The organism is Shinella lacus (assembly GCF_010994755.1).
GTDB lineage: Bacteria > Pseudomonadota > Alphaproteobacteria > Rhizobiales > Rhizobiaceae > Shinella > Shinella lacus.
Window position 1 is genome coordinate 1 of record NZ_WHSB02000004.1, and the last position, 18,792, is coordinate 18,792.

Below are 18,792 nucleotides of genomic sequence, written 5' to 3' on the forward strand. Positions count from 1 at the left end.
TGCTATTCATGTACATCTCGATCGCCATGGCCTTGGTCTTCGCGCTAAACCGGGGCTGACTGTCGGTGCTATAGCGGCCGCAGGCGCGACATCGATAGCGTTGATGGCCGGCCTTGCTGCCGCGCTTGATCAGATCGACACCACCACAGCCCGGGCAATCCATCACCTGCCTCCACGCAAATCACCCCCATAGCAGAATCTCAAAAGCGTTCAATGTAAACACTCCCCCTTGAGGGGGAGATGCCCGGCAGGGCAGAGGGGGGTGCAGAGGCGCTGTTGCTTCTTTTCTCTCCAGCGAACGCCCGGATCAAGCCGCGAGGCGTTCCTTGCCGAGCAGGCGGCCGAGGCGGGAGATGCCTTCCTCGATCGTCGCGGCGTCGGCGCAGGAGAAGCTGAGGCGTAGCGTGTTGGCGCCGCTGCCATCGGCGTGGAACGCCTGGCCGGGTACGAAGGCGACCTTTTCGGTCTCGATGGAACGGGCGAGCAGCGCCGCGCCATCCATGCCGGCCGGCAGCGTGACCCAGACGAACATACCACCCTCGGGCTTCGTCCAGCTGACACCTTCCGGCATGTATTTCTGAAGGGCGGCCAGCATGGCGTTGCGGCGCACGCTATAGGCGGCGCGGATCTTTTCGACCTGCGCGTCGAAACCGCGCTCAGCGACATGAGCGATCGCCATCTGGTTGATGGTGGAGGAATGCAGGTCCGCCGCCTGCTTCATCAAGACAAGCTTGCGGATGACGGGGGCCGCCGCGACGATGTAGCCGACGCGCAGGCCCGGGGCCAGCGTCTTCGAAAAGCTGCCGCAATAGATGGTGCGGGCGGCGTCGATATCGCCCTTGGCGGCGATTTCCAGCGCCAGGATCGGCGGCACGGCCTCGCCGTCGTAACGCAGCGACTGATAGGCGGCGTCCTCGATGATCGGGATATCCAGCTCTTCGGCAAGCGTCAGAAGCTTCTCGCGGCCGGCACGGTCGACCGTTTCGCCGGTCGGATTGGCGAAGTCGGCGGAGAGATAGGCGAACTTCACCCGCCCGCCCGCATCCGCCGCCGTCACCCGGTAGGCATCCGGCGTGCGGTTGCCGGAAAGGTTCAGCCGGTCATAGGTCGGCTCGTAGGCATTGAAGGCCTGGAGCGCGCCGAGATAGGTCGGCCAGGTCACAAGCGCCGTGTCGTTCGGCGACAGGAAGAGCTTTCCGAGATAATCGAGGCCCTGCTGCGAGCCGGAGACGATGAAGACATTGTCGGCCGAACAGGGAATGCCGAGCTTGCCCATTTCGCCGGCGAGCCAGTCGCGCAGCGGCTTGTAGCCTTCGCTGACGGAATATTGCAGGCCGGCCGCGGCCCCCTCGCCCGAAAGCACGTCCGTATAGGCGGCGGAAAAGGCTTCCTTTGGAAACAGCGCCGGATCCGGGATGCCGCCGGCGAACGAGATGATGTCGGGCCGTTCGAGCAGTTTCAGCAGCTCACGGATTTCGGACGCCTTCATGCGCGACGCACGCGTCGCGAAGGCCTGTTCCCATTTGAACATAGGGGTTTCCTCGGTCTGTTGTTTGAACGCACCTCATCACGGCGCCGTTTTTATGTCAATAATGCTGACCTAAATATTCGCACCAAGAAGACATGCGCACGCGACCGAGGTTTCGTGCGAATTTAATCTCGCCGGAGCGGCGTCACCCCGGCTGCCTTTTCACGCGCCGGACGCGCTCAGGTCGCCCGGTCGCTGTAGAGGCTGAGCAGCACAAGCGTGGCTATACTGCCCAGGATCAAAAGATCGAACCAAGCGAAGTATTGGATAATCGTGGTCATCGCACTATCCTCCTGACAGCGGAACGAAACACTACTGTATTTTGTTCCTGTTCGGCGCTTCGCGCAAGTTTATTACTTGCTGCACCGCAGCGTCGCGGAAGGATGCACTGCATTATTTCAGTCTGACTGAAATAAAAAACCGGGCGGAAAACCGCCCGGCCTTGTATGCCCGGAAGGGGCAGATGCGCTTAGTTGACGGCCTTGTCGACCAGCTTGTTCTTGCCGATCACCGCATTGCCGCAGGCATGCAAGCAAAGAACGGGGATCGGCAAGCTGCTTAGTTCACGGCCTTGTCGACGAGCTTGTTCTTGCCGATCCACGGCATCATGCCGCGCAGCTTCGCGCCGACTTCTTCGATCTGGTGCGAGTCGTTGTTGCGGCGGATGCCCTTGAAGCGTGCGCCGCCGGCCTTCCATTCCTGCATCCACTCGGAGGTGAACTTGCCGGTCTGGATGTCCGTCAGGACGCGCTTCATCTCGGCCTTCGTTTCGGCGGTGATGATGCGCGGGCCGGAGACGTATTCGCCCCACTCGGCCGTGTTGGAGATCGAGTAGTTCATGTTGGCGATGCCGCCTTCATAGATAAGGTCGACGATCAGCTTAACTTCGTGCAGGCACTCGAAATAGGCCATTTCCGGCGCGTAGCCGCCTTCGACCAGCGTTTCGAAACCGGCGCGGATCAGTTCGACGAGACCGCCGCACAGAACGACCTGTTCGCCGAAGAGGTCGGTTTCGCACTCTTCCTTGAAGTTGGTCTCGATGATGCCCGAACGGCCGCCGCCGACGCCGCAGGCGTAGGAGAGTGCGAGGTCAAGCGCGTTGCCCGAAGCGTTCTGGTGAACGGCAACGAGGCAGGGAACGCCGCCGCCCTTCTGGTATTCGCCGCGAACCGTGTGGCCCGGGCCCTTCGGCGCGATCATGACGACGTCGACCGAGGACTTCGGCTCGATGAGGCCGAAATGCACGTTGAGGCCGTGCGCGAAGGCGATGGCAGCGCCGTCGCGGATGTTGCCGGCGATGTCGGCCTTGTAGATGTCGGCCTGGAGCTCGTCCGGCGTCGCCATCATCAGGAGGTCGCCCCACTTGGCGGCGTCGGCGACGGTCATGACCTTGAAGCCGTCGGCTTCGGCCTTCTTGACGGTCGGCGAACCGGCCTTGAGCGCGATCACGACGTTCTTGGCGCCGGAATCCTTGAGGTTGAGGGCGTGGGCGCGGCCCTGGGAGCCGTAGCCGACGATGACGACATTCTTCGCCTTGATGAGGTTGAGATCGGCATCACGATCGTAATAGACGCGCATCGATGTTTCCTTCCCTTGCTGTCTGTTTGAATTGAACCGGCGGTTCGTCCGGCCGGTCTTACCCTTTCGCGCCGTAGAGCGTCAGGAAGGCATCCACCGCCTTCTCCGCCCGCGGCGAGAATTCCTTTTTCAATGCCCCGGCATCTTCCCCGAGCAGCATGCGCAGATGCATGTCGGAGACGATCAAGCCGTAGAGCGTGCCGTATGCCTCGTCTGCACTGTCGAAGGCAAGCAGCTTTGCCTTGCGGCCGGCTTCGAGCAGCGCTGCGGCGCGTTTGCCGATCTGCCGGCGGCCGCGCTCCTGCAACAGGCGGCCGAGCCCGGCGCCCTCGCGGCTCGCCTGGCCGATGGCGAGGCGGTTCAGCGCCAGCGACACATCGCCCAAAAGCACGTCGATGAGGTCGCAGGCAAAAGCGAAGAGATGTTTGCGCAGCGTCTCTGCCGTCAGCGCGCCCGCGCTCACCTCGACCGTGCGCACCTTGCCGGCCTGGTATGTGATCATCGCGGAGATCAGCCCGTCGCGATCCCCGAACCATTTATAGAGGCTTTCCTTCGAGCAATTCGCCGCGCGCGCCACACCGGCCGTCGTCAACGCCCGCTCGCCGCCTTCGACCAGCAGGCCGAGCGCACGCTCCAGCACCGCGCCCTGACGTTCCGTCAGTCCCGCGGCGGCTGCGCCCGCTCTGCCCTGCTCCACGAAATGCACGATGTTCCCCTGTCGAAATCTTGCGTACCGTACCGTACGGTTCGGCATCTTCTAGCGATCTCCGCCGGCCCGGTCAACACACTTCTTGCAAGGGAGGGAAAGCGGGTGATTTGCGGGGCAAAATCCTGCTTCCGAGGCCTGCTGCAGCACGCAATAATCGCTGCAATGCACAACGATGAAGAAATTTTTATTCCGCTATGTCGCTGATTTGAAACAGAAGTCCTTCCAAATCGTTTAGGCACCACAGCCCGCACAAAATTTTTCGCTTCCCAAGACGTTTCCGATTGTTAAGATTTGTGAGACCTGCGGTGCAGCAGGCCGTTCTGGACAAGCACGGCCATGCCGGCATCGAGGCCTGAGTATCAGGAGTACGAAGCGAAACGCCCTTACGCCAAGGAGACAGAAAATGTTGAATTTCCTGCCAGACCTTCACGAAGGACATGCTCCCATCACTCTGCAGCAAGTGTTCGGCGACGCCCTGGAAGCCTTTGACGCCTGGGAAGACGAACGCGCCGAACCGATGGTGATCTACGAAGACCAGATCATTCCCATCGGCATCGTCTTCGAAAGCATGCGCGAGTGCACGGATATCCTGCCACGCACCATGGCGGAGATCGTTGCCGACACCCTTGCCCGCAATCCGGCCACCGCCGGCGCGGACATCCTTACCTTCGGCGATGCCGCCCGGCTGGCCGTGGCTCTCGTCGAACAGCGTCGCCTCTACGGCGAGGCTGCCATTGCCGCCTTCCTCGACCATCACCGCGTCGACAAGCGGCGTCCTGCCTGATCCAGAAAGAGTCCCGTTCTGACGGGACTTTTTCTTTTCATCGCATGGGAATACGGGAATAAGGGGCAGGCGCTACCCGTTATGGGAGTGCCTGCCCTCCTGCGACGGATTCCCGCCATGTTTCGCCTCGCCGCTGCCGCCCTTCTTCTCTCCGCCCTGCCCGCAATCGCCGCCGAGGAGCCGCCCTATGTCGGCACCTGGAATTGCGAGGTCGCGACATTCACGTTCACCGCCGACACCTATGATTCGGGCGAAGGCCCAATGCCGATCGTCAAAAGCGAAAAGGACGGCGGCGCCTATACGCTGACCTTTGCCGACGACTACCGCATCGGCCTTGCCAACATCACCGACAGCGAGATGGACTGGGCGTCGGAAGCGAGCGGCGACATGTTTCACTGCAAGAAGATCGTGAAGTGAGGATATGGCGATGAAAAGACTGCTCCTGAGTGCCCTCCTGATCGCTCTTGCCGGCACGGCCGCTGACGCCGCCGAAAACCGCTGCGGCTGGCTGCACAATCCCACACCGGCGAACTGGTGGCTGAACGATGCCGACGGAAGCTGGACATTGATGACGCAGGGTGGCGGGGAGGAGCCTGACGGCATCGACATCATCCCGGACATTTCTGCCGGCGACTATGTGCGCACCAACGGCAATTATGGGTATGCCTGCGCCTGCATGAGCGTCGACACCGACGATGCCGACGGCCGCATCCTCGCCATCCATTCCTTCCGCCAGTTGCCGATCGCGAAATGTGCGAACGATCCAGCCCTCTCACCGCCGGATTGATCAAGCACAAAAGCCGGCGCGCTCCTGTCTTGACCCGGGGCGTCGAAGCACTTATTTCTCCCGCATCGAGATTTGAACGTTGACTTCTGCATTTGCAGGCGTTCCCGCCTGCAGTACGAACCTACCCTTCAAATTCGACCTCCCATGGTCGCCAAACCGGCGACCGAAGATTGATTTGACGGCTTAGAAAGGTTTCGTCATGGCAACTGGTACCGTAAAGTGGTTCAACACGACCAAGGGCTACGGCTTCATTCAGCAGGACAGCGGTGAGCCGGACGTTTTCGTCCACATCTCCGCCGTTCAGCGCGCCGGCCTCACGGGTCTGGACGAAGGTCAGAAGGTCAGCTTCGAGCTGGTCCGCGACCGCAAGTCCGGCAAGATGTCGGCTGATCAGCTCGCCGCAGCCTGATCGGCGCCACGGCACTGAAATGGAAAGGCCGGTTTCGACCGGCTTTTTTATGCCCGCTATTCGGCGTGATCGACCGGCAGGCGCGATCCGCTTTTCAGCACCTCCATGGAAATCGAGGCGGAAACGTCGAAAAGCTCGACCTTGCGCACGATGCGCTTGTAGACCACGTCGTAATGCTCGACCCGCGGCAGCACGATCTTGAGAATATAGTCGTAATTGCCCGTCAGCCGATGCGCCTCGACGACCTCGGGAATATCGGCGATCGCCCGGGAAAACAGCGCGATCCAGTCATCGCTGTGATGCGCCGTCTTGATCAGCGCAAAAACCGTCGTCGGCACGCCCATCTTGTCGCGGTCGAGCAGCGCCACCCGCCCCGCAATGTGCCCGCTTTCCTCCAGCCGCTGGATGCGGCGCGCACAGGCTGAGAGCGACAGGTTCACCTTCTCCGCCAGCACGGCGACGGGCGCGCCCGCATCCTCCTGCAACAGCGCCAGCAATTTCCGGTCCCGCTCATCCAGCACGCCGAGATTCTCCGCTCAATTCAAAGACGGGGCAATGAAAGCGCGCATATTACCAATATGGCAATAATAATTAGCGCATCCATGCCAAATCGGTCGAAACTTTGCGAACAATCGCCGCGAAGGGCGCGGCACTCTGGTTGTCATGGACATCACCAGCGGGAGACGAGCATGAAGACGATCGGCCTTATCGGCGGCATGAGCTTTGAGAGCACGGCGGTCTATTACCGCATGATCAACGAGGCGGTGCGTGCGCGGCTGGGCGGCCTGCATTCGGCGGACGTGCTGGTGCATTCGGTGGATTTTCAGTCGATCGTCGACCTTCAGAAGGCGGGCCGCTGGGATGCCGCCGGCGAGCGCCTCGGCGCCGTGGCCGCCGGTCTCGAAAAGGCCGGCGCGGACTGCGTGCTGATCTGCACCAACACCATGCATCTCGTCGCCGATGCGGTTCAGGCCGCCGTCAAGGCGCCGCTCCTCAACATCATCGATGAGACCGCACGCGAAATTTTCGCGGCCGGCAAGCGCCGCCCGCTGCTGCTCGCCACGCGCTACACGATGGAACATGGTTTTTACGCGGACCGCATGAAGGCGGCCGGCCTCGACGTGGTGGTGCCGGATGACGCCGGCCGCACGCTGATCCACGACGTCATCTTCAACGAGCTCTGCCAGGGCAAGGTGCTTGAAACCTCCCGCGAGCACGTGCTCGCCCTGATAGAGGCGGCGCGCGAACAGGGTGCGGACTGCGTCATCCTCGGCTGCACGGAAATCTGCCTGCTGCTCGATCCCGAAAACCTGCCGCTGCCGGGCTTCGATTCGACCGCGATCCATGCCAGGGCGGCCGTCGATTTCGCGCTTGGCCCGATCGTTGCCAGCAAGGCCGCCTGAAGCCGCTCAAGCCTCGCGAAGCGCTTTCTCCCGCCAGCGGCATTCCTCCAGCCCGGCCCGTGCGAACGGGTCGCTCAGCGTGCCGGAGACGATCGCCGCCAGGATCTGCGGCGCCGGCGGAATTTTCGCGACGGTCGCGACCAGCCGGTCGCGCAGCCACGCGATCGCCTGCGAATCCGACTGATAGAACGGCGTGAAGACATAGGAGAGAAGCTGGAACAGCCGCACATGGTTGCGCCGGGCGGCCGCATAGGCCGCCAGCCCCTCCTCCAGCGACGCCGCCGATGACAGGGCATGCGCCAGCGCGGCCGCGTCGAGCAGCGCCATGTTCGCCCCCTGCCCGAGCTGCGGGCTCGTCGAATGGGCGCTGTCGCCGATGAAGACAATGCCATCCGCATAGGGCGGCAGCGTGGTGCGGTGGGCGTAGCGGGCGGGCGTCAGCTGGTCCCAATCCGTGATCTGGTCGAGAAAGGGCGCCGTCTCCGGCCAATAGCCGCGGATGCCGGCCTTCCAGCGCTCCAGCCCCGCCTGTTTCACCGCCTCCGCCTCCGCCGTCTTGAGGCTCCAGAAGAAGGCGGCCTTGCGCCCCTCGCCCGCATGCGCCCGCCCGACCGGCAGGACGCCGATCATCACCTTCGCAGCGTCATAGCGTTGGGCAAGTGCGCGCGCATCATGCGCGATGCCGTCGCAATCGAGCGTCGCCCAGAAGGCACCCCAGGGCAGCTCCCGCACATGCGGCGAGACGATAGAGGCCGCGACGAGCTGCGAGCGCGCGCCGGTCGCATCGATCACCAGGTCATAATCGCCGACGATCTCGCCGTCCGGATCGTGCAGCGCCGTGCGGGCCTGGCGGGTTTCCGCCTTGGCCAGCGTGATGCCGGTGCGGATGGGCAGCCCTTCGGCCACCACCGCATCATGCAAAACAGAAAACAGCGCCGCCCGGTGCACGGCAAGGCCATAACGACCGCCGGAAAGCGCGTCGTAGCGCACGTCGAGCACGGTTCTTCCGCTGCGGGCATCCGCGCCGTGCAGCCGGTCGATGCGGTTGCCGAGCGCGTGGATGGCCGGGGACAGGCCGAGGGCGTCGAGCACGGTGAGCCCCGTCGGCTGCATCAGCAGGCCGGAGCCGACGGGCGATGGTTGGTCGAAGCGCTCGATGAGCTCCACCCGATGGCCGACGCGCGCCAGAAAGAGCGCGGTCGCAAGCCCCGCAGGCCCCGCGCCGGCAATGCCGATATCCAGTCGCTTCATGCCGCCTTCCCCGGTGCGTCAGTCCTTCGCGGCGTCATAGACCAAGCGTGCAGCCCGGATCGCGCCGTGGTTCTCCGTAGACCACTGCACGAGGGAGCGCAGAAGCGCAAGGAAGGAGTGGCCAAGCGGCGTCAGCCCATATTCGACGCTTGGCGGCTGGGTGGGGTAGACGGTGCGCGTCAGGTAGCCGTCGCGCTGGAGGTCGCGCAGCGTCTGGGTCAGCATGCGCTGCGAAATGTCCGGGATGAAGCGGCGGAGCTGCGAAAAGCGGCGGGGGCCGTCGGCAAGGCCGAGGATCATCAACGAGGTCCACTTGCCGCCGACGCTGTCCAGCACGTCGCGCACCGGACAATCGTCCATTGACATGGCGATGCCGTCGATCAGCATGACGCGTTCGCCCTCGGCGCGCTCGACGATCTTGTTCATAGAAGGTTCCCTCCAGGTAACCACCGCAGAAAAAACTGCCTCCTTTACAGGCTCTAGCAGATCACCAGATAAGAGCAAGTCTCAATAAGAGACCAACCCTCAGCAGGAATCGTAGGCGCCTCCCCGCCAGCCCTGCCAGAAAGGCCATAGACATGACCGACACAGTTCTCGTTACCGGCGCCTCCGGCCAGCTCGGCCGCCTCGTCCTCGACAAGCTCATCGCCTCCGGCAAGGTCGCACCGGCCGATATCATCGCCACGACGCGCGACACCGCCAAGCTGGAGGCCTATGCCGCCAAGGGCGTCACGGTCCGCGCCGCCGATTTCGACGATGAGGCCTCGCTCGACGCCGCCTTTGCCGGTGCCGGCAAGGTGCTGATCATCTCGACGGACGCGCTCGACAAGCCGGGCCGCCGCCTCGCCCAGCACAAGGCCGCCGTCGCCGCCGCAAAGAAGGCCGGCGCGAAGCACATTCTCTACACCTCCATGCCGCAGCCGGACGATTCGCTCGTCACCTTCGCGCCCGACCATCTCGGCACCGAACAGGCGATCAAGGCGACCGGCATCCCCTACACGATCCTGCGCGACGGCTGGTATGCGGAAAACCTCTTCATGTCGCTGCCCCACGCACTTGCAACCGGCTCCTGGTACACCGCCACCGGTGAGGGCAAGATCGCCCATATCACCCGCGACGACACCGCCGCCGCCATCACCGGCGCGGTGCTGAAGGCCGGCGACGAAAGCAAAACCTACACGCTGACCGGCCCGCAGACCCACACGGCGGAAGAGATCGCCGCCATCGTTTCCGCTGCAACCGGCAAGCCGCTCAATGTGGTGCATGTGACGGACGCCCAGCTTGCCGAGGGCCTCAAGGGCGCCGGCCTGCCGGAAGGCTTCATCCCCACCATCGTCTCCTTCGACGCCAACACGCGCGAGGGCAAGATCGCGGTGGTGACCAGCGATGCCGAAACGCTGTCCGGCCGCCCGCTGACCGCGTTCGAGGATTTCGTCGCCGCCAGCAAGGCAGCGTTTCTCGGCTGATGTTTTTTTGGTGCGGCGCTCCTAAAGGGCGCCGCACTACGCGGTCAGACGTCCTGGCCGCAGGCGCGGCAGAAGCGGCGCACCGATTCCGCCATGCCATATTCCAGCGCATCGGCAGTCAGGCCGTGGCCGATCGACACCTCGGCAAGACGCGGAATGCGCGCCACCAGCATCGGCAGGTTGGCGACCGTCAGGTCGTGGCCGGCATTGACGTCGAGGCCGAGATCGAAGGCGATATCCGCCGTCTCGCCGAGCACGTCGGCAATGCGCTGGGCTTCCGCCGGATCGTCGTAGCAGCCGCCATAGGGGCCGGTATAAAGCTCGATCCGGTCGGCGCCGACCTCTTTCGCGATCGTCAACGCCTCGCGGTCCGGCGCGCCATCGGCAAAGACCGAGACACGAAGCCCGAGCTTCTTCAGCCGGCCGACGATATTGCCGAGAAGATTGTGGCTCCTGCGAAAATCCCAGCCATGGTCCGAGGTCGCCTGCGACGGATCGTCCGGCACCAGCGTCACCTGTTCGGGGCGATGCTCCTCGACGAGGCGCATGAACCCCTCTTCCGGAAAACCTTCGATGTTGAATTCCAGCCCGGCAAATTCGCTGTCGATGAGGTTGCGGATCGGCGCGAGGTCGGAGAAGCGCACATGGCGCTGGTCCGGCCGCGGATGCACGGTAAGCCCGCTGGCGCCGGCCTGAAGGGCGATCCGGCCAAGGCTCGTGACGCTCGGCCAGGGCAGGTCCCGGCGGTTGCGCAGCATGGCGATGGCGTTGAGATTGACCGACAGTTTCGCAGGCATGACGAAGCGGGCTCCTGTTGCAGGACACAGGTCTAGCCTGTTGTTTCCACAAGGGCAATCGCCGCAAGAGCCGCAGGAACGGGGCGCGCGCGCGATTTGGCCGGGAGGGATCGCCTCGCCCCTTGCCCATCATCAAGAATCACCGATAAACTCCCCCAGAATTTTGGGGATAGCGCGCTCCAGCGACTCGATATCGGAACGGGAAGGAAACCAGGCAGCGAAGATGGCCTCCTCTGTGGCAACACCATGAGCAGGACCGACAGGCCGGCGTGCGATCTCGTGCGGCGCGCGCTCAACGCCGTCATCACCAGCGAGACCTTCGCCCGTTCCGAGCGGCTGCGCTCGTTCCTCTCCTACATCGTCGAGAACGAACTGTCCGGCAAGGCGGCCCAATTGAAGGGCTACAGCATCGGCATCGACGTCTTCGCCCGTCCATCGGGTTTCGACGCCGGCAACGATCCGCTGGTACGCGTCCAGGCCGGCAAGCTCAGAAAGCTTCTCGAACACTATTACGAGACGGAAGGTGCAGCGGATCACCTGCGCATTCGCGTGCCGCTCGGCAGCTACGTTCCCGAATACAGCATCCTCAAGTATCGCCCGGAACCGGCTCCGGCCGTAGCGGCCATCGCGCGTCCGCTGGTGCGGCAGAAGCCCGCTCCACGCCGCTCCTGGCTGCCGGCGCCGATCTCCTCGCCGATCGCCCTGTTCTCGCTGTTGCCGCTGTTCTTCCTGGCGCCCTCCGTCTACCCGGAGGCGACCAATGCGGCGATCGCCAAGGCGCAGCTCGTGCTCTCGGTGCAGAACCGGCTTGCCGGCCGCGCCCAGGCCCTGCCGAGCCTGCACATCGTGCAATGCTGGCCGTCGGGCGGCGAATGCAATGCGCTCGCCCGCGCCATTGCTGGCTCCGCCGGCTATCACCGGACCGTGCACCTCGTCGACAAGCGCGAGGCGGCCGACACGCATCCGCTCTCCTATTCGATCCGCATCGAGAATCGGTCGGACGGCCATGGCATCTATGCGCGCCTGATCCACGAACAATCCGGCGACACGGTCTATGCGCGGCATTTCTCCCCCGAGCAGCTGCGCAGCAAGGCGGGCATTGCCTACGAGGCGGTCAATTTCGCCGCCCGCACCCTGTCGGCGACCGGGCCGCTCTATCGCCACGCCATGCGCACGGGCACGGCAAGCGGCACGATGGAATGTCTTGCGCATAGCGAACAGGGTCCGCCGCGCGGCACGCCCCCGCTCGGCCGGCCGTCCGCCTGCACGCTGCAGCCCTCCGCGGCCCTTGCCGAAGCGCCGATTCCGGACGGAACGAGCTTCAGCCTGACCCGGTAGCACTCGCCTTTTCCTTGCAGCCCACGCGCCCGCGCCACCAGAAAATACATCCCTAGATATAACGATAGGCACGCCCAAGCCTTGGGTTTATTTTACGATGCTGGGCGGATTGGTAATGTGTGCCGCTCGGGTTCATGATCCTGCACAATCGCGTCGCGAAACGGATCGGGAACCTTTGCGCGATCGTATACAGTTCCATCGGCCTGCACAGCCGGGGGAATGGTGGGCATTGTCCGCCGGCATTAGATCCAGACTTCACGGGGAAGAGGATTTTTGCCGGCGACCGGGGGTTAAGCACATGACCAGATTTCTTATTTGCGGGCCGCTTTCATGATGACCAATGAGTCGAAGAAGGCCGACAGCCGGACGGGCGCGCGCAAATCCATTCGTTTCCTGCCCGTCGCACCCTTGCCGGAAAACCTGCCGGAAGGGCGCCTTGCCATCGCCGACATGGCGAATGCCTTCGGCGTGACCCATCGCACGCTGCATTTCTACGAGGAAAAGGGCTTGCTGACGGCGGCCCGCGTCGGCCCCATGCGGGTCTACGGCCCCGAGGAAATCCAGCAGATGGCGGTGGTCAATACCTGCCGCGAGACGGGCATGCCTGTCGCCGTGATCCAGGAACTGCTGGAGCACCTCTCGGCGGCCGAAAGCCAGGAAGAGGCCGACGGAGTCTTCCGCAACGCCATGACCGCCCGCAAGCGCGAACTCGCCGCGCAGCAATCGACGATCCGCCGGCAGATGCAGCAGATCAACGAGCTGCTCGATTTCAGTGCCGCCCATGAAAGCGAGACCAATGACAACACGCCCAGCGCCAGCCTCGCGGCGGCGGAGCTGCGTTGCCTCACCCTGATGGCGGAAGGTTACCCGACGAGCCGCATCGCCCGCGCACTCGAAATCGAGCCCGGCGAAGTGCAGGTGATGGAAAAGAACATCATCGCCAAGTTCAACAGCAACAACCGTTTCCAGGCCGTCGCCAAGGCGGTCATGCTCGGGATCGTCGGCCACTGAGGCCGACGCATAGGCCGGACATGACGACCGGCCCTTCTATCCGCTCCCTGATGGGCGGTCCGTCGTGCGGGGTCCTGGCTACCGGACGATGGTAAGCGTTTCCGCGGCGCGCGTGATGGCGGTGTAGAGCCAGCGTTCGCGCGTGTCGCGGAATGCGTAACTTTCATCGAACAGCACGACATTGTTCCACTGCGAACCCTGCGCTTTGTGCACGGTCAGCGCATAGCCGAAATCGAAGTCGTCGTAGCGCTTGCGCGTCGTCCAGGGAATTTCCTCGGTGACATTCTCGAAGGCGGCCTTCAGGAGCTTGATCTTGGCCGCGCCGCGATCCATGTCGTCGTCTTCCGGCCGGATCATCAGGTTGATGCCGGGCTTCACAGTCTCCTTGGACGAACTCATCACCTGCCAGAGCGAACCGTTGAGCAGGCCCTTGGCAGGATCGTTGCGCAGGCACACCAGCTTGTCGCCGGATTGCGGGTATTCGGTCGTAAACCCCTTGAGTTCCCGGAGCCGCTGGTTGTAGCGGCGCCGCGTCTTGTTGGTGCCGACAAGCACCTGGTCGGCATCGAGAACCAGCGACTGGTCGACCTCGTTGCGCCCGATGACGCGCGCTGCGCCATAATCGCCGTAAGCGATATCGCCGCCCTCACGGATCTGCATGGCGAGATGAAGGATCGGGTTATCTCGCGCCTGCCGATGAATATCCGTCAGCAGGTAGTCCGGCTCCTGGTTGGTAAAGTAGCCGCCGCCGGAGACCGGTGGAAGCTGGCCGGGATCGCCGAGCACGAGGATCGGCGTGCCGAAGCTCATCAGGTCCTTGCCGAGCGCCTCGTCGACCATCGAGCATTCGTCCACGACGACGAGCGCGGCCTTGCTGACGGGGCTCTGGCGGTTGATCGTGAACATCGGCGAGATCGAGGTTTTGCCCGTCTCCTCGTCCGACACCTCTTCCTCGCCGCGCGAACGATAGATCAGCGAATGGATCGTGCGGGCATTGGTGGCGCCCTTCGAGCGCAGCACCTGGGCCGCCTTGCCGGTGAAGGCGGCGAACAGCACCTCGCCATCGACATTTTCGGCAAAGTGGCGCGCCAGGGTCGTCTTGCCCGTGCCGGCATAACCGAACAGCCGGAACAGCGGCGCGCGCCCTTCCTTCAGCCATCGTGCGACGGCCTTCAGCGCTTCATCCTGTTGGGGTGCAAATTCCATGCCCGGACTTGGCAGGATTCGCGCCTGCGAAGCAAGGGGCGGGACGCCGAGTTCACAAGAGTGCCGAAGGAATCGCCTACCCCCTGATTTGACCCTGTTCGCCGCGCGCGCTTGCCTGTATTGAGACGCTAACCTTCCGGAGCGATGATTTGCCCGCCTCCCGAAATCCGAATGACGACACGAGCGCACCGAGCGGCGCCGGCCGGTTGCCGGCCTGGCTGCAGTGGGGCCTTGTCGGCTGCCTGTCGCTCTTCACCACAGTGCCACTGGAGATCGCCGGCTTTCCCGCCGCCCTCCTGATGGGGCCGATGCTCGCCGGCATATTCGTGGCGCTTGCCGGCGGCACGATCCGCCTGCCGCGCATCTTCTTCTTTTTCGTGCAGGTCGTGCTGGCGCTGATGATCGCCACCATGGTGTCGCAGGATTTCGTCGGCACGTTCACGGAAAACTGGCTGCTGATGATGTTCGTCGTGCTCTCCGTCATCGGCATGAGCACGTTCTCCGGCTGGATGATCGCCCGCACCGGCCTCCTGCCGGGCACCACGGCGATCTGGGGATCGTCCCCCGGCGCCGCCTCCACCATGCTGATGATGGCGGAGGCCTATGGCGCGGATGCGCGGCTCGTCGCCTTCATGCAATATCTGCGCGTCGTCTTCGTCGCGAGCGTCGCGACGCTCGTCGCCCATTTCGGCGGCCATGACGGCGCGGTGATACCGCCGCATGCCTGGTTCGAGCCGGTGCCGATGCTGCCGCTGGCCGCCATGCTGGTGATCGGCGTCACCGCCGGCCTCGTCGGGCAGAAGCTGCGCATCCCGGCCGGCGCCTTCCTGCTGCCCTTCGCGCTCGCCGCGGTGCTGAACTCCTCCGGCACGGTGACGATAGAGCTGCCGCAATGGCTGCTGGTCATCGCCTTCACCTTGCTCGGCTGGAACATCGGCCTCGGCTTCACCCGCGCCATCCTTATGCATGCGCGCCGCGCGCTTCTACCGACCGTCGTCTCGATCCTCGCACTGATCAGCTTTTCCGGCCTGCTCGCCGGCCTGCTGATCCTCGTACTCGGCGTCGATCCGCTCACCGCCTATCTCTCGACCAGCCCCGGCGGGCTCGACTCGATTGCCGTCATCGCGGCATCGAGCAATGTCGACATCGCCTTCGTCATGACGCTGCAGACGGCGCGGCTGGTTCTCGTCACGCTGATCGGGCCATGGCTCGCCCGCTTCGTCGCCGACCGGTCTTAATCCGGCGCATTCTCCAGCAGGATCGGCTTGCCATGCGGCGTCGCCTCGGCGGCACGCTCCCAGCGGTGGGACAGCGCATCCTGCTCGGCCTCGCTCGCGACGCCGCGCTCCGAAACGAGCGACGAAAGGGCGGCGACCCAGCAATCGAAATAGTCGCGGCCATCGTCGGCGCGACCGGGACGATGCACCTCGCGCGACAGCGCCGACGCCCATTCCGCCCAGGTGAACATGCCCTGCTCGTGCAGGCGCACCGTCATGGCGAAGGCCTGCGCCTGCCAGGGCTCGGCAAAAACCGGATCGCCCTCGGCGGATTTCGGCAGGCCGGGAGAATCGGCCGGCGTCTCACACCGGCTCAAGATAGCTCTCCCAGGCATCGATCGAGACGGTAAGGCCGGGTGCCGCGCCCTCGCCCCAGATCTCCCCGCCGTCGAAGACGACGGTATAGACCCATTGCGGATTTTCGCCCCGGCCATGTGCATTGTCGTCGGGGAAGACGAAGGAGCCCTGCACCGTCTCGACCACGCCGACCTTATCGCGCGCATAACGCGGCAGGCGGGTATGCGTCGTCGGATTGAAGTTGCGCGTACGCACCCGCTCGCCGGCGGCAAAGCGCGGCGCGGTGTCGAGCGGACGGTCGCACGGCCCGCCCTTCGCCAGGACGGCGGCCACCATGTCGGCCTTCAGCACGCGCTTTGGTGCCGCACCCTTTTCCAGCATCCTGCCCTCGGCGAGTTCCGCCGCGCTGACGAAACCGTGCCGCTGAAGCAGCACCTCCAGCGCGCGGATCCAGATCTCGTAATAGCTCGCGGCGAGATAGGTGGCGGGTGGGATGTTTTCGCGCGCATGGCGGCTTTCATCGAGCGTCCAGGCGCCGAAAGCGCCGCAGGAGATCGTCACGCCCAGCGCCTGCCGCTCCCATTCGGCGTGGAAATACGGCTCGTTGGGCTCGGGCGCGACCGGCCCCATGCCATGCTGGCCGCCAAGGTCGTGCGGCCCGTTCATGGCCGTGCCTCCGGCGCGAGCGCCAGCCCGGTGCCGATCATGGCGTCGCGCGTCACGAGATCAGCAAGCGCTGCCTGGTCGAGCCCTTCCGTGCCCGCGGGCCGCTCGGGAATGACGAGGTAGCGCAATTCCGCGGTCGAATCCCAGACGCGGATTTTCTTGTCCGGCGAAAGCGTTACGCCGAACTCTTCCAGCACGCCGCGCGGATCGATGACGGCGCGCGACCGATAGGCCGGCGCCTTGTACCAGACGGGCGGCAGGCCGAGCACGGACCAGGGATAACAGGAGCAGAGCGTGCAGACGACGAGGTTGTGCGTCTGCGCATCGTTGAACACCGCCCGCATATGTTCGCCCTGCCGGCCGGTATAGCTGAGGCTGGCGATCGCCTCCGTCGCGTCCCGCCGCAGCCAGTCGGCAAAATCCGGTTCCGCCCAGGCCTTGGCGACGACGCGCGCGCCGTTGCGCGGGCCGATCTTCGTCTCGTAGGTCTCGACGATGGCGTCGATCGCCTGCGGGTCGATCAGCCCCTTCTGCGTCAGGATGGTTTCGAGCGCGCGCACCCGCGCTTCCATCGGCGAAAAATGGTTGTCTTGGTGATGGTGGTCGTCATGGTCATGAGACAAGGCGGTCCCTCCGGCTTGGCTTGTCCTTCATACGCTAGACCCTTTTGTGCTCGTTTGTCTTTCGGGAAAACCGGTTTCCACTTTTCCCTGACAAACTCTAGCGCAGCATCGGCCAGAGGCTGGCGACGAGCAGCAGCGCCATGGTGATGTTGAACCACTTGAGCCGCACGGGATCCGACAGCCACTGGCGTAGCGCCGAGCCGAAGCCGGCCCAGGTGGAAACGCTCGGGAAATTGACCAGCGCGAAGGCGACGCCGACGATGAGCACGCTCAGCGTATAGTTCGCCGCGTTGGTATAGGTCGCCATGGCGGAGACGGCCATCACCCAGGCCTTGGGGTTCACCCATTGGAAAGCGGCGGCCTGGAGAAAGCTCATCGGCCTTGCCCCCGCCTTGCCTTCCGAGAGCGTGCGCGACATGGCGATCTTCCAGGCGATCCACAACAGATAGGCGCCGCCCGCGAATTTCAGCACCGTATAGACCAGCGGTACGGCCTCCAACAACGCACCGAGCCCGAAGCCGACGGCGAGCAACAACACGAGGAAACCGACGCCAATGCCGCACATATGCGGGATCGTGCGCACGAAACCGAAGTTCACGCCCGAGGCGAAGAGCATCATGTTGTTCGGGCCGGGGGTGATGGACGTGGTGAAGGCGAAGACCAGCAGCGCCAGAAAGATTTCGATCTGCATGCAGGTTCTCGCATATTCCAGTTGTTTTTTGCGATTGATAGTCCATCTCTTTGCGACGACCAGCCAATTCTTGTCATGCATACAATTCGTATCGCTGATGCATGGCGCCTGAACGGAGTAGAAACATGAAAGCGGAACTTCCCGCAGTCACCTTCCCCGGCGGACGGCAGGTGCCGGCGCTCGGCCTCGGCACCTGGCATATGGGCGAGAGCGGGTCATCACCGGCCGAGGAAGCCGCAAGCCTGCGCGCCGGGCTCGACCTCGGCATGACGCTGATCGACACCGCGGAAATGTATGCCGACGGCGGCGCGGAGACGGTGGTCGGCGAGGCGATCAGGGGCCGCCGCGACGGGGTTTTCGTCGTCAGCAAGGTGCTACCCTACAATGCCAGCCGCACCGGTACGGTCGCCGCCTGCGAGGCGAGCCTGAAGCGCCTCGGCACCGACCATATCGAGCTCTACCTGCTGCACTGGCGCGGCAACCACCCGCTCGCCGAGACCGTCGAGGCCTTCGAGACGCTGAAGGCACAAGGCAAGATCGGCGCCTGGGGCGTCTCCAACTTCGACCAGGACGACATGGTGGAACTGCTCGACGTGGCGGAGCCGGCGCGCCCGCTCGCCAACCAGGTGCTCTACAACCTCGCCCGCCGCGGCATCGAATATGACCTGTTGCGCTGGAGCCAGGTGCAGGGCGTGCCGATCATGGCCTATTCGCCGCTCGACGAGGGCCGCCTGGTCGGCCATCCGGTGCTGGAGGAAATCGGCCGTATCCACCATGCGAGCTCCGCGCAGGTCGCGCTTGCCTTCCTGCTGACGAAGCCGGGCGTCATCGCCATCCCGAAATCCGGCTCGCCGGAGCGCGTGCGCGAAAATTTCCGCGCCTCGGAGATTCGGCTCACCTCGGAGGATCTTCGTATCCTCGACGAAGCCTTCCCGCCGCCGACCCGCAAGCGGCCGCTGGAGATGATCTAG

Annotated in this window: 24 protein-coding genes; 11 read left to right on the plus strand and 13 right to left on the minus strand. The window is 64.2% G+C overall.

Features of this window, described 5'->3' with window-relative positions:
• On the minus strand, nt 1-163 hold a 163-nt coding region (locus GB927_RS34390), incomplete at its 3' end, for an IS1/IS1595 family N-terminal zinc-binding domain-containing protein (protein WP_369431656.1).
• Between the two features lie 144 nt (nt 164-307).
• Complete coding sequence (locus GB927_RS11430; RefSeq protein ID WP_256117010.1) at nt 308-1,531, minus strand: aminotransferase-like domain-containing protein; 1,224 nt, start codon at nt 1,529-1,531, stop codon at nt 308-310.
• A 319-nt stretch (nt 1,532-1,850) separates the two neighbouring features.
• Between GB927_RS11430 and GB927_RS11435 the strand changes: the two genes are divergently transcribed.
• A complete protein-coding gene (locus GB927_RS11435) occupies nt 1,851-2,090 on the plus strand; it encodes a hypothetical protein (RefSeq protein WP_256117011.1) in 240 nt (79 codons plus the stop codon).
• Here the strand turns inward: GB927_RS11435 and ilvC are convergent.
• Entirely contained in the window at nt 2,087-3,106 is a 1,020-nt protein-coding gene (gene ilvC, locus GB927_RS11440; protein WP_256117012.1) for a ketol-acid reductoisomerase, read from the minus strand. The two genes, GB927_RS11435 and ilvC, sit on opposite strands and share 4 nt — an antisense overlap.
• A gap of 58 nt (nt 3,107-3,164) precedes the next feature.
• Nucleotides 3,165-3,812 carry a TetR/AcrR family transcriptional regulator C-terminal domain-containing protein gene (locus GB927_RS11445; RefSeq protein WP_256117013.1) on the minus strand — a complete coding sequence of 216 codons (648 nt, stop codon included), beginning with the start codon at nt 3,810-3,812 and terminating at the stop codon, nt 3,165-3,167.
• A gap of 406 nt (nt 3,813-4,218) precedes the next feature.
• On the opposite strand from GB927_RS11445, the gene GB927_RS11450 reads away from it, so the two are divergent.
• The 4 genes from GB927_RS11450 (at nt 4,219) to GB927_RS11465 (ending at nt 5,795) form a co-directional block, all read left to right on the plus strand.
• Nucleotides 4,219-4,599 (plus strand): BRA0787 family protein, encoded by a 381-nt coding sequence (locus tag GB927_RS11450; RefSeq protein ID WP_256117016.1) that lies wholly within the window; start codon nt 4,219-4,221, stop codon nt 4,597-4,599.
• A 117-nt stretch (nt 4,600-4,716) separates the two neighbouring features.
• Complete coding sequence (locus GB927_RS11455) at nt 4,717-5,016, plus strand: hypothetical protein (RefSeq protein ID WP_256117017.1); 300 nt, start codon at nt 4,717-4,719, stop codon at nt 5,014-5,016.
• A gap of 10 nt (nt 5,017-5,026) precedes the next feature.
• Nucleotides 5,027-5,386 (plus strand): DUF4087 domain-containing protein, encoded by a 360-nt coding sequence (locus GB927_RS11460; protein ID WP_256117018.1) that lies wholly within the window; start codon nt 5,027-5,029, stop codon nt 5,384-5,386.
• Nucleotides 5,387-5,585: 199 nt separating this feature from the next.
• A complete protein-coding gene (locus GB927_RS11465; RefSeq protein WP_256117019.1) occupies nt 5,586-5,795 on the plus strand; it encodes a cold-shock protein in 210 nt (69 codons plus the stop codon).
• A 56-nt stretch (nt 5,796-5,851) separates the two neighbouring features.
• On the opposite strand, the gene GB927_RS11470 is transcribed toward GB927_RS11465, so the two are convergent.
• Nucleotides 5,852-6,316: an Lrp/AsnC family transcriptional regulator gene (locus GB927_RS11470; protein ID WP_256117020.1), complete on the minus strand. Its 465-nt coding sequence runs from the start codon at nt 6,314-6,316 to the stop codon at nt 5,852-5,854.
• A 168-nt stretch (nt 6,317-6,484) separates the two neighbouring features.
• On the opposite strand from GB927_RS11470, the gene GB927_RS11475 reads away from it, so the two are divergent.
• On the plus strand, nt 6,485-7,198 hold the full coding sequence (locus GB927_RS11475; protein WP_256117021.1) for an aspartate/glutamate racemase family protein: 714 nt from the start codon (nt 6,485-6,487) through the stop codon (nt 7,196-7,198).
• Between the two features lie 6 nt (nt 7,199-7,204).
• Here the strand turns inward: GB927_RS11475 and GB927_RS11480 are convergent, their stop codons facing one another.
• A complete protein-coding gene (locus GB927_RS11480) occupies nt 7,205-8,449 on the minus strand; it encodes an FAD-dependent oxidoreductase (RefSeq protein ID WP_256117023.1) in 1,245 nt (414 codons plus the stop codon).
• A gap of 18 nt (nt 8,450-8,467) precedes the next feature.
• Nucleotides 8,468-8,875 (minus strand): winged helix-turn-helix transcriptional regulator, encoded by a 408-nt coding sequence (locus tag GB927_RS11485; RefSeq protein WP_256117024.1) that lies wholly within the window; start codon nt 8,873-8,875, stop codon nt 8,468-8,470.
• Between the two features lie 152 nt (nt 8,876-9,027).
• On the opposite strand from GB927_RS11485, the gene GB927_RS11490 reads away from it, so the two are divergent.
• Nucleotides 9,028-9,915, plus strand: a complete 888-nt coding sequence (locus tag GB927_RS11490) for an SDR family oxidoreductase (RefSeq protein ID WP_256117025.1) — start codon at nt 9,028-9,030, stop codon at nt 9,913-9,915.
• A gap of 44 nt (nt 9,916-9,959) precedes the next feature.
• Here the strand turns inward: GB927_RS11490 and GB927_RS11495 are convergent, their stop codons facing one another.
• Nucleotides 9,960-10,712, minus strand: a complete 753-nt coding sequence (locus GB927_RS11495) for a pyridoxine 5'-phosphate synthase (protein ID WP_256117026.1) — start codon at nt 10,710-10,712, stop codon at nt 9,960-9,962.
• 246 nt (nt 10,713-10,958) lie between these two features.
• Between GB927_RS11495 and GB927_RS11500 the strand changes: the two genes are divergently transcribed.
• Both GB927_RS11500 and GB927_RS11505 read left to right on the plus strand, forming a co-directional pair.
• Nucleotides 10,959-12,050, plus strand: coding sequence for a hypothetical protein (locus GB927_RS11500; RefSeq protein WP_256117027.1), 1,092 nt, complete (start codon nt 10,959-10,961; stop codon nt 12,048-12,050).
• A 333-nt stretch (nt 12,051-12,383) separates the two neighbouring features.
• Nucleotides 12,384-13,061 carry a MerR family transcriptional regulator gene (locus GB927_RS11505; RefSeq protein WP_435267202.1) on the plus strand — a complete coding sequence of 226 codons (678 nt, stop codon included), beginning with the start codon at nt 12,384-12,386 and terminating at the stop codon, nt 13,059-13,061.
• A 78-nt stretch (nt 13,062-13,139) separates the two neighbouring features.
• Here GB927_RS11505 and GB927_RS11510 read toward each other — a convergent pair whose 3' ends face one another.
• Nucleotides 13,140-14,267 (minus strand): ATP-dependent DNA helicase, encoded by a 1,128-nt coding sequence (locus GB927_RS11510; protein WP_256117029.1) that lies wholly within the window; start codon nt 14,265-14,267, stop codon nt 13,140-13,142.
• A gap of 149 nt (nt 14,268-14,416) precedes the next feature.
• Between GB927_RS11510 and GB927_RS11515 the strand changes: the two genes are divergently transcribed.
• Nucleotides 14,417-15,505: an AbrB family transcriptional regulator gene (locus tag GB927_RS11515; RefSeq protein WP_256117030.1), complete on the plus strand. Its 1,089-nt coding sequence runs from the start codon at nt 14,417-14,419 to the stop codon at nt 15,503-15,505.
• Here GB927_RS11515 and GB927_RS11520 read toward each other — a convergent pair.
• The 4 genes from GB927_RS11520 to GB927_RS11535 all read right to left on the minus strand — a co-directional run bounded on the left by GB927_RS11520 (nt 15,502) and on the right by GB927_RS11535 (nt 17,821).
• Nucleotides 15,502-15,861 carry a nitrile hydratase accessory protein gene (locus GB927_RS11520; protein ID WP_256117031.1) on the minus strand — a complete coding sequence of 120 codons (360 nt, stop codon included), beginning with the start codon at nt 15,859-15,861 and terminating at the stop codon, nt 15,502-15,504. The two genes, GB927_RS11515 and GB927_RS11520, sit on opposite strands and share 4 nt — an antisense overlap.
• Nucleotides 15,848-16,507, minus strand: a complete 660-nt coding sequence (gene nthB / locus GB927_RS11525; protein WP_256117033.1) for a nitrile hydratase subunit beta — start codon at nt 16,505-16,507, stop codon at nt 15,848-15,850. The genes GB927_RS11520 and nthB overlap by 14 nt, the downstream gene beginning before the upstream one ends.
• On the minus strand, nt 16,504-17,079 hold the full coding sequence (nthA, locus tag GB927_RS11530) for a nitrile hydratase subunit alpha (RefSeq protein WP_256117767.1): 576 nt from the start codon (nt 17,077-17,079) through the stop codon (nt 16,504-16,506). The genes nthB and nthA overlap by 4 nt, the downstream gene beginning before the upstream one ends.
• A 148-nt stretch (nt 17,080-17,227) precedes the next feature.
• Nucleotides 17,228-17,821 (minus strand): LysE family translocator, encoded by a 594-nt coding sequence (locus GB927_RS11535; RefSeq protein ID WP_256117034.1) that lies wholly within the window; start codon nt 17,819-17,821, stop codon nt 17,228-17,230.
• A 125-nt stretch (nt 17,822-17,946) separates the two neighbouring features.
• Here GB927_RS11535 and GB927_RS11540 point away from each other — a divergent pair, with 125 nt between their 5' ends.
• Nucleotides 17,947-18,792, plus strand: a complete 846-nt coding sequence (locus tag GB927_RS11540) for an aldo/keto reductase (protein ID WP_256117035.1) — start codon at nt 17,947-17,949, stop codon at nt 18,790-18,792.

Bases quoted from the DNA above. Each gene is read 5' to 3' on its own strand.
- GB927_RS11485 (WP_256117024.1), bottom strand. From the start codon at position 8,875: ATGAACAAGATCGTCGAGCGCGCCGAGGGCGAACGCGTCATGCTGATC.
- nthA (WP_256117767.1), bottom strand. From the start codon at position 17,079: ATGGAAGCGCGGGTGCGCGCGCTCGAAACCATCCTGACGCAGAAGGGG.
- GB927_RS11465 (WP_256117019.1), top strand. From the start codon at position 5,586: ATGGCAACTGGTACCGTAAAGTGGTTCAACACGACCAAGGGCTACGGC.
- GB927_RS11535 (WP_256117034.1), bottom strand. From the start codon at position 17,821: ATGCAGATCGAAATCTTTCTGGCGCTGCTGGTCTTCGCCTTCACCACG.
- GB927_RS11460 (WP_256117018.1), top strand. From the start codon at position 5,027: ATGAAAAGACTGCTCCTGAGTGCCCTCCTGATCGCTCTTGCCGGCACG.
- GB927_RS11540 (WP_256117035.1), top strand. From the start codon at position 17,947: ATGAAAGCGGAACTTCCCGCAGTCACCTTCCCCGGCGGACGGCAGGTG.
- ilvC (WP_256117012.1), bottom strand. From the start codon at position 3,106: ATGCGCGTCTATTACGATCGTGATGCCGATCTCAACCTCATCAAGGCG.
- nthB (WP_256117033.1), bottom strand. From the start codon at position 16,507: ATGAACGGGCCGCACGACCTTGGCGGCCAGCATGGCATGGGGCCGGTC.
- GB927_RS11495 (WP_256117026.1), bottom strand. From the start codon at position 10,712: ATGCCTGCGAAACTGTCGGTCAATCTCAACGCCATCGCCATGCTGCGC.
- GB927_RS11475 (WP_256117021.1), top strand. From the start codon at position 6,485: ATGAAGACGATCGGCCTTATCGGCGGCATGAGCTTTGAGAGCACGGCG.
- GB927_RS11505 (WP_435267202.1), top strand. From the start codon at position 12,384: ATGACCAATGAGTCGAAGAAGGCCGACAGCCGGACGGGCGCGCGCAAA.
- GB927_RS11430 (WP_256117010.1), bottom strand. From the start codon at position 1,531: ATGTTCAAATGGGAACAGGCCTTCGCGACGCGTGCGTCGCGCATGAAG.
- GB927_RS11450 (WP_256117016.1), top strand. From the start codon at position 4,219: ATGTTGAATTTCCTGCCAGACCTTCACGAAGGACATGCTCCCATCACT.
- GB927_RS11490 (WP_256117025.1), top strand. From the start codon at position 9,028: ATGACCGACACAGTTCTCGTTACCGGCGCCTCCGGCCAGCTCGGCCGC.
- GB927_RS11480 (WP_256117023.1), bottom strand. From the start codon at position 8,449: ATGAAGCGACTGGATATCGGCATTGCCGGCGCGGGGCCTGCGGGGCTT.
- GB927_RS11500 (WP_256117027.1), top strand. From the start codon at position 10,959: ATGAGCAGGACCGACAGGCCGGCGTGCGATCTCGTGCGGCGCGCGCTC.
- GB927_RS11510 (WP_256117029.1), bottom strand. From the start codon at position 14,267: ATGGAATTTGCACCCCAACAGGATGAAGCGCTGAAGGCCGTCGCACGA.
- GB927_RS11455 (WP_256117017.1), top strand. From the start codon at position 4,717: ATGTTTCGCCTCGCCGCTGCCGCCCTTCTTCTCTCCGCCCTGCCCGCA.